The following is a 4,075-nucleotide window of genomic DNA, read 5'->3' as shown; positions in this document are numbered from 1 at the left end:
TTGATGAAGGCATACTCCTCATTTGAGAATACGACATGGATGCTTGGCAAATTGTACTGAACACACGTGACGATATCCTGCATCACCATTGAAAATGCCCCATCTCCTGTCAGATCCCACAATAAGCCACAAGTAAAGTTAAATGATTCACTTCTTTATTGGATAATTCGTCATTATACAGTTCAGAAATTTTTTCTTTCACATTCCCGGATCCTATTCGCAGGATATGATTAAACGATTCATACTCTCCGTGAATATCGCTTATGTATAACTCCGTTCCTTTAGGCAGACCATTTATTACGTTTAAGTTAATCAATTCGGCCATCACATCTTCAGTACTAGGAAAATTTTCATGCAGCAATGAGACAAAGTAGTTATCCATCTTTAATATTCCTCCTCAGTTTAGTAAGCAGTTCATTAAGTAAAAGCTAATGTATTAATGATAATCATACTATTATTACAGCGTAGCGTCTAGGTATCATCAGTTCCCTTAATACATAGACAACTCTACACTACGAGATAATCGAAGTTTAGTGCAAGGCAATTTAACTCGGCTTTAGATTTAGATGCAAAAACAAGTAGTTTAAGCTTTTTCGGAACAAGTGGTGCTAAACATCTGACCGCACTTGTCTTGAATACGTCTATTCGAAACAAGTGGCGCGAAAATCTGACCATACTTGTCTTGAATACGTCTATTCGGAACAAGTGGCGTAAATATCAAACCACACTTGTTCCGAATAAGATAAATTCCCTTCAAAATAAACGCAAAATCCTTACTTCTCGTCGCTATTTTCTATAAATAAACGCAAAAACAGACCAGCTAAGATTCGTGACTTAGCTGGTCTGTTTTTTTCTACACTGATAATTCTTTCCATAAACTTGGTCGAAGATGGCGGTGTTGGCTATCGATTGAAAAAAATTATATATTTTTATACAGCTTGTTGTCAGTACCTCCACTACCAAAGTTTTTAGTTTACTGATTCCAATTTTATTCTGACACTGCTGAAATCTTCAACATGATACTTGTCAGAACACTCATACCATGGGGCTTTAGGATCCATATAGAGTCCTTTATACATTAATTCATTTCCATATAAAGTCACATCTGACTGGTTGAGTCGATATTCTTTATCTAGATCTAATCCGACAAATTTCACGCGAGGCATTGCTTTATTGGCTTCTGCCAGAATTGTATAGTAGTAAAACAGTGCTTCGTTCTTTTCCTCATCTACAAAAATCCAAGCGGTTTGATTTTTTCCTTCAAAAGGATTCAAGAGTCTGTAGAAATCGCCATATTGAATGAGTCTACGATGTTCCTTGTAAAAAGATACTTGGTCCTTCACTGTTTGTTTCTCTTCATCCGAAAGCGAGGTGACATCTAATTCATAGCCTAGATTTCCTGCCATTGCAACATCTCCACGCATTTTCAAGGAAGTCATTCGGTTGACTTGATGATTAGGAACAGCTGACACATGGGCCCCCATAGAACTAATTGGCATAACAAAGCTTGTTCCTGTTTGAATGCCTAATCGAGCTACTGCATCAGTGTTGTCAGACGTCCATGTTTGAGGCATATAGTAAAGCATTCCAGGATCATAGCGTCCGCCTCCACCCGAACAACTTTCCCAAAGAATATTAGGATAACTGGTAACCAGCTCCTCTAACACGTCATAGAGTCCCAGAACAAATCGATGTGAAACTTCTCCATCACGAATCAAAGGTGACTGTGACCCGATTTCTGTCAAGTTTCTATTGAAATCCCACTTGATATAGTCGATGGGTACCTCATCTAATATGGCTGTCATCTGTTTGACAATATGCTCTCTGGCTTCTTTTTGACTATAATCTAAAATATACTGTTCCCTACTATGACTAGGATGACGATCGTTCGCCTTTAATAGCCACTGAGGATGATTTTTGTATAATTTACTGTCTTTTGAAATCATCTCCGGTTCGAACCATAATCCGAACTTCATTCCTTTATTTTTTACGGATTCTGCTAAAGATTTAAGCCCGTTAGGCAGTTTTTCTTCATATTCAAACCAGTCTCCGAGTGAAGTGGTGTCATCATCTCTTTTTCCAAACCACCCATCATCCAGTACAAACAGTTCCATCCCTAGTTTCGAAGATTCTTCAGCAATTTTTTCAATCTTCTCTTCAGAAAACTCAAAATAAGTCGCTTCCCAATTATTGATCAAAACAGGACGTTCTTTAAATTGATGTTCACCACGTATCAAGTGGTTCTGGTAAAGTTTATGCAACTCCTGAGACATATCATTTGTTCCTTTATCGCTGTAAACCATAACCACTTCTGGTGCCTGAAAATAATCTGTCGGTTCTAGCTTCCAATTAAAATGCTCAGGGTTGATTCCCATCTGTGCTCTTGTTTGATCGTATTCACTGACTTCAACACTTCCGACAAATTCTCCGGTATAAACAAAATGAAAACCGTAAACTTCACCGGTATGTTCAGTAGTCTGTGGATCAACTAATGCAAAGAACGGCTGATAGGTATGAGCAGTTGTTCCCCGTTTTGAATCGATTTTGTGGACACCTCGAGAAAGCGGGTTTCTTCTCAACTCTCGCTCTCTTCCCCACGCTCCAGATAGTTGAATGAAATCAAAGTCTGAATGATCAAAATCTACTGAAGCACTAAGCAATTTATTTATCTCAATAGCTTCTTTTCCATCATTTTTAATTGTTACTGATCTAGTAATAATAGAGAATTCTTTAAAAATTGTGTAATGTAGACTGTACTTCATGTTATATAATTCATCTTTTAAATAGACGATCAACGTTTCCGCTTCGCTTTTCTCATTTAAATAAGTGTGAGGTAATCCCTCAAGTTCAGGCTTTCCTTCAATGATTTCATAGCCTTCATAACTTAGCTGGGTTACGAAGGATCCGTCTTTGTAGCGATGTTCAAGTGCCGTTTCTCTAAAATCCCCATAGCCATTTACAGGGAATTCTTGAGCTTGAGTATTCATTGAAAACTCTCTTCCCTCAACATTAAATGGAGTTGGACTAAATGAATGGTCAGATAATGGAAAATCTCCATTCATTGTATTAGACTGGATAGCTTTTCCCCAGTAATTATGAATCAGGAATCGATCATTTTCTACTGAAAATTGATAGCTTATTTTACCATTCGTCAGGTGAAAACTTTTTTGGTGTTCGTTATAAACAATAGACATGTGTGCCTCCGTTTTTCTAAAAATTGTTAATCTTAATCTTATTTCACTGTTCCGCTTGTCATACCGGATATGATATTTTTCTGGAATATTAAATAAACAACCAATATGGATACAATACCGATCACGTATGATGCAAATGACGGGCCGAAATCATTAAAATATTGACCTTGATAGTTATACTGAAACAACGGCAAAGTCCAGTTACTGCTTCTGCGGTTTAAAATGAGTAGAGGTAACAGAAAATCATTCCAAATCCATAAAATATTGATAATAAGAACAGTAGCATGCATGGGTTTAAGAACTGGAAAAATTACTTTGAAATACGTTTGGAATGCATTGCACCCATCAATTGTAGCAGCTTCGTCCAGTTCGATTGGAACGACCGCTCGAATGTAGCCTGTATACAAAAACAAAGATTGTGGAATTGAAAAGGTTAAGTACAAAATAATCAATCCTGGAATTGTCAGTAAATTAAAATCACTCATTAACCTTGTGATCGGCAGCATGATGACCTGGAAAGGTACAAAAATACCAATAATCAACAAGAAATAAATCATCTTAAAACTTTTATTCTTCGTCATGTTTCTTACCAGAGCAAAAGCGCCCATTGGAACCACGAGTACGATCAAAATAGCAGACAGAATGGTTATAACTGTTGAGTTCCAAAAATACGTCCATACTCCATCAGCAAATACTCTTTGAAAATTATCCCAGGTAAAGGGGTTAGGTATGCCAAAAAAGTTTCCGGTGATTTGAGACGTTTCTTTAACAGAACTGGCAAATGTCAAGTAAAGCGGTATGATTATAAACGCTATTCCAGTTGATAATAAACTGTATTTAATGACTCAAGTTTCGCACCCCTAAGAACCCCGTTCTATCCT

At 37.1% G+C, this 4,075-nt stretch carries 4 protein-coding genes; all 4 read right to left on the bottom strand.

Features of this window, described 5'->3' with window-relative positions; genetic code table 11:
- A partial coding sequence (locus tag ABFX15_RS12105) for a thiamine pyrophosphate-dependent enzyme (RefSeq protein ID WP_428830573.1) occupies positions 1 to 83 on the bottom strand: 83 nt, incomplete at its 3' end.
- Between the two features lie 26 nt (positions 84 to 109).
- A complete protein-coding gene (locus tag ABFX15_RS00935; RefSeq protein ID WP_346023686.1) occupies positions 110 to 382 on the bottom strand; it encodes a fructose-bisphosphatase class III in 273 nt (90 codons plus the stop codon).
- 586 nt (positions 383 to 968) lie between these two features.
- A complete protein-coding gene (locus tag ABFX15_RS00930) occupies positions 969 to 3,194 on the bottom strand; it encodes an alpha-galactosidase (RefSeq protein WP_346023685.1) in 2,226 nt (741 codons plus the stop codon).
- A gap of 38 nt (positions 3,195 to 3,232) precedes the next feature.
- Positions 3,233 to 3,982: a carbohydrate ABC transporter permease gene (locus ABFX15_RS00925; protein WP_428830572.1), complete on the bottom strand. Its 750-nt coding sequence runs from the start codon at positions 3,980 to 3,982 to the stop codon at positions 3,233 to 3,235.
- Between the last annotated feature and the right edge of the window lie 93 nt (positions 3,983 to 4,075).

The organism is Alkalibacterium indicireducens (assembly GCF_039522005.1).
In the GTDB taxonomy this organism is placed as follows: Bacteria; Bacillota; Bacilli; order Lactobacillales; family Carnobacteriaceae_A; genus Alkalibacterium; species Alkalibacterium indicireducens.
Note: the sequence above shows the minus strand (reverse complement) of the source record. Positions and strands in the feature narration are given on the sequence as shown.

What these genes read in the sequence shown, in the direction of transcription:
- ABFX15_RS00935 (WP_346023686.1), bottom strand. Translation starts at nt 382, where the DNA reads ATGGATAACTACTTTGTCTCATTGCTGCATGAAAATTTTCCTAGTACT.
- ABFX15_RS00930 (WP_346023685.1), bottom strand. Translation starts at nt 3,194, where the DNA reads ATGTCTATTGTTTATAACGAACACCAAAAAAGTTTTCACCTGACGAAT.